Source organism: Gemmobacter nanjingensis, assembly GCF_014652195.1.
Classification (GTDB): Bacteria; Pseudomonadota; Alphaproteobacteria; order Rhodobacterales; family Rhodobacteraceae; genus Gemmobacter; species Gemmobacter caeni.
In genome coordinates this window covers 1-4,083 of the sequence record NZ_BMYI01000055.1, presented here as the reverse complement: position 1 = coordinate 4,083, position 4,083 = coordinate 1, and the positions used below count along the sequence as shown (strand labels likewise).

General features: G+C 60.1%; 3 protein-coding genes and 1 pseudogene. 3 read left to right on the top strand and 1 reads right to left on the bottom strand.

The features are described from left to right. The first annotated feature begins 471 nt into the window (after window positions 1-471). Complete coding sequence (locus tag IE126_RS25380) at window positions 472-795, top strand: DUF736 domain-containing protein (protein WP_119136623.1); 324 nt, start codon at window positions 472-474, stop codon at window positions 793-795. A 224-nt stretch (window positions 796-1,019) separates the two neighbouring features. Here the strand turns inward: IE126_RS25380 and IE126_RS25375 are convergent, their stop codons facing one another. Beyond that, window positions 1,020-1,739 carry a hypothetical protein gene (locus IE126_RS25375; protein ID WP_119136622.1) on the bottom strand — a complete coding sequence of 240 codons (720 nt, stop codon included), beginning with the start codon at window positions 1,737-1,739 and terminating at the stop codon, window positions 1,020-1,022. A gap of 152 nt (window positions 1,740-1,891) precedes the next feature. Between IE126_RS25375 and IE126_RS25370 the strand changes: the two genes are divergently transcribed. Both IE126_RS25370 and IE126_RS25365 read left to right on the top strand, forming a co-directional pair. Then, a complete protein-coding gene (locus IE126_RS25370) occupies window positions 1,892-2,752 on the top strand; it encodes a LysR family transcriptional regulator (RefSeq protein WP_199725322.1) in 861 nt (286 codons plus the stop codon). Between the two features lie 327 nt (window positions 2,753-3,079). Continuing rightward, window positions 3,080-3,988, top strand: a pseudogene (locus tag IE126_RS25365) (methylase); the annotation flags it as partial. Between the last annotated feature and the right edge of the window lie 95 nt (window positions 3,989-4,083).

Below are 4,083 nucleotides of genomic sequence, written 5' to 3'. Positions count from 1 at the left end.
TGAAATGCCGCACAAAAGGCCTGATAGAAGACCGCACTCGATCACACCTCAGGAAGCGTCAAAAGCAACTTGCATCACGGGCGGCAACCATAGAAGGGGGCGCGCGCGCAGGCCTGATGGGCCGAGGGTTCTCATTGCCGGTTACGCCAGTCCTGTCTCTCCTGACGGGCCTTCAGCGTCGCCTTGATCTCCTCTCCCCGTCTGTCCCAGGCCGCGTCCAAACGGCCTCTGGTGATGGGCTGATCTGCCCGAAGGACGTCTTCGCCTCGACCGCTTTGGCGCAACAGCGTCGTCACAACTTTCTTCCCCTGTCGGCGCGGTGCACCGTCATTCCTCGCGGGACAAGAAAGTTGCGCCTCGGCTGTCAGGGTCCCCAGGGGGACTGCGCCAGCAGTCGCCTCCGGGCTCTTTGATCGCCATCGAGGCCGCAAGGACGCGGGCTTGGATCACAGAGCAAAACGGAGAAAGATCATGGCGACCATCGGCACCTTCAAGAAGACCGGCACCGAATACACCGGCGAAATCTTCACCCTCAGCCTGCAGGCCAAGGGCGTGCGTCTCGCCGCCGACCTGCGGGCCTCCGGCGAGAACGCCCCCAGCCACCGGGTCTTGGTCGGCCGCGCCGAGATCGGCGCCGCCTGGACGAAGAAATCGAACGAGGGCCGCGAATACCTGGGTCTGAAGCTGGATGATCCGAGCTTTGCCGCCCCTATCTACGCCAACCTCTTCGATGACGAAGACGGCGAGGGCTACAGTCTCATCTGGTCCCGCCCCAACACCCGCCGTGGCGACTGATCGCCAATGCAAAAGGCCCCGGTTGAAAGACCGGGGCCGCAGCACTGCGGCTCCACACAAGGGCGGAGAGCGGACGGTCGCTGCGCAAAGGATGGAGGTCAGCAATGCGAACAAAGCGCCAATTCGCTGCAGTTACTCGAACGACCGCTTCACGATGATCTAAATTCGTTCGGGAAAGCGCCTGATGCGTTGCACCAGGCGCCTCTTGTTCCTGTCACATCGCGTTACTTGATGGCGAGGATGTCGAAGTTGTGGACGTTAGCGACCACACCGTCGTCCCACCCGCCAGCGACCAACTCCGCTGCCCGTTCGTTCAGCAGCCCGGCGACTTGACCGGCAAAGTGTGCTTCACGGCCAGCATTGTTGGCGAAGATGTCGAAGATTGCAAAGGATGTCTCGTCAATCTGCAGCGCCGCCCAGAACAGTGTGCCGGGTTCGCTTTCTCCGACGATGGGACCAGCTGCGGTCAGCAAGGCTGCCAATTCCGGCCCTCTGCCGGGTGCTGCTTCGAGCGTGATGTACGTGGCTGTCGTGGCCGAGTAGAGATCAACCGGTTCTTTCACCGACAGGACATCGGAATTGTTGATATTCGCGACAACACCATCGTCCCAGCCCCCGGCGACCAGCGCGTCGGCATTTTGGTTCAAAGCCGCGGCTACAGCGCCGGAGAAATGCGCATTGCGCGCTTTTTCATCCACGAAGATATCAAAGATCGCGAGCGTATCGTCGGCTTGCAAGGCAAACCAAAGCACGGTGCCTGGTTCGGTGTCCGCGACAATCGGGGCGGCTCCGGCCAGAAATTTGGCGAATGCTTCGGTCTGGCCTTCAGCGGCGGGCATGGCGATGTAGCTGGCAGTGTGATTTTCCATTGGGGTTTCCTGTGCGAGTGCAGATGTCGTGATCAAGGCCAAAGCGGCGAGTGTCTTGAGAATTTGGGCTTTCATGGTCGCCTCCTGATCGACAGGTCGTTGTGGTTTCGATGCACCCTTTTCCCATGCCGAATGCCTCAGACACCAATCCCGAACTTCTATTCTTTGATAGACATGTGCTATGGTGAACCTCATGGCGGAAAGTGACGGAGACCGTGGCAGTGGAGATGAACCAGATCAGGTATTTTTTGGCTGTCTGCCAGCATCGCAACTTCACCCATGCCGCTAGCGCCTCAAATGTTTCCCAACCGTCCCTGACGACCGCGATCAAGAAACTTGAACACGAGCTCGGTGGTGATCTGTTTGTCAGGGACCGCGCGGGATGCAGGTTGACGGCACTCGGAAAACTCATGCAGCCAAGGCTACAGAAGGCGCATGACGAAACGCAGGCAGCTAAGGCAGAAGCCGTCCGCCACACGCGACTAGAGCGGGTTCCTGTTTCTGTCGGTGTTGGCGAAACGATTGGTCACAACCGGATTTCAGCCGCCGTGGAACGCTTCCGTACACGATTGCCGCAAGCCGAAATAGAGTTGATCGTGGCGTCGGCCTCCAAGCTTCTGGCCGGATTGCGAGAGGGTGAATTTGACGTCGTAGTCACAGCAGCGACGGTCAGTGAAGACCTCTATCGAATAGACCGGCTCTATGACGAGTCCTACAAGGTTGTGGTGTCCAAGTCGCATCCGTTGTCTGAACGAGACGCTGTTTCTCTTTCGACACTCGCTGAAACTGACATGCTCGATCGACCCAATTGCGAAATGCGCGATGCGTTGCATCGGGCATGTGCAGACCAAGGTCTCGAACTCTACGCAGCCTATCGGTCAAATCGCGTGGATTGGTTAGTCGAACTCGCGCGGCAGGGATTAGGCGCGGTGATTTTGCCAACCACGGCAATTCCAGCAGACAGGGGCCTCGTTTCGATACCCATCGACGGCCCTGAAATTTCGCGAACTGTTTCTGCTCTTCGTTATCGGCACCAAACGACGAGACCAGAGACAAATGATCTGATCCGTGAGATTGCGCGTGTGTAGGCGTAGTATCATTGATGGCCGACATTCGCGCATAGTGCAGTAACTGGTACTTTGGGCTCCAAGTGGACCTTCGTTGCAATGACGTCGAACGGCAGCTCTGGGCCGACCACGTTGATCCTATGAAGATAATTTGGCACCTCCCGGCGTTCCGCCGGGACCGCGCTCTGGTCCTTCGGACTGGAGCTTGCCGCAGGCAGTCTCCACCCATTCGGGCGGCGATCCTTGGTGCGAAGAGGGAGAGGGGTGCCGGGACGGGTCAGGTCCGGCGGTTGAGAGAGAGAGCGCTGATCGGGCCTGACCTGTTCCTGCTCTCGTGAGGATTTCCCGATGAATGACCTTTCCCCGGCGACCTTGGCGCAGGCGCCGGTCGCACCGGCCTCTGCCATCCTGGCCACGGCTGGATTGCTGCTGCCCTTGCTCGAACGCGGACAGCGCCTGGACTCCTCCACGCTGCGCGCGGCAATGGAAACCGCCTTTGGCGCTACTGATGCCTCCGGCCTCTGGGACTGGAAGACGGCTTACGAGGCCTGCGAGGCCGCGACCGTCCTCTTCCTGTGGAAATACGGTCGCGCCATCTTCCGCCAAGCCCACACGCCCACAGCGCGACTGGCCGCCCTATCGAAGATCGCAGGCCTTCTGCCCAGTCACACGCGCCGCTCCGAGGAAAGCCAGGCGTTGCAGCAGTTTTCCACGCCAGTCCCGCTCGGGCTCGCCGCGCTGACTGCCGCATCAATCACGACCGACGACGTTGTGCTGGAGCCTTCAGCCGGAACCGGCCTCTTGGCCATCCTTGCCGAGATTTCCGGTGGCCGCCTGATCCTCAACGAACTTGCTGACACCCGGGCTGACCTCCTCTCCTCCCTCTTCCCGGCCCCTTCTATCACCCGGTTCGATGCGGCACAGATCCATGACCATCTCGATCCTGCCGTGGTTCCGTCGGTCGTCCTGATGAACCCGCCGTTCTCGGCGATGGCGAATGTCACTGGCAAAGTGCAGGACGCCGCGTTCCGCCACATCACTTCGGCGCTGGCGCGGCTCGCCCCGCGTGGGCGACTGGTCACGATCACCGGCGCGGGGTTTGGCCCTGACATGCCCGCCTGGCGCGATGCTTTCGTCAAGTTGCAGGAACGCGGGACTGTCGTCTTCTCGGCGGCGATTGACGGCTCGGTCTATGCGCGTCACGGCACGACGTTTCCGACGCGGCTGACTGTGATCGACAAGATCCCGGCTGTTGATTTCCACTGAGAAGTGACCCGGGTTTTCCATCGAGATTTGACCCACCTCTGATTATGGATTTCGGTTCAGTTTTGGGTCAAGGGCGGGTTTCACTC

Bases quoted from the DNA above. Each gene is read 5' to 3' on its own strand.
- IE126_RS25380 (WP_119136623.1), top strand. From the start codon at position 472: ATGGCGACCATCGGCACCTTCAAGAAGACCGGCACCGAATACACCGGC.
- IE126_RS25375 (WP_119136622.1), bottom strand. From the start codon at position 1,739: ATGAAAGCCCAAATTCTCAAGACACTCGCCGCTTTGGCCTTGATCACG.
- IE126_RS25370 (WP_199725322.1), top strand. From the start codon at position 1,892: ATGAACCAGATCAGGTATTTTTTGGCTGTCTGCCAGCATCGCAACTTC.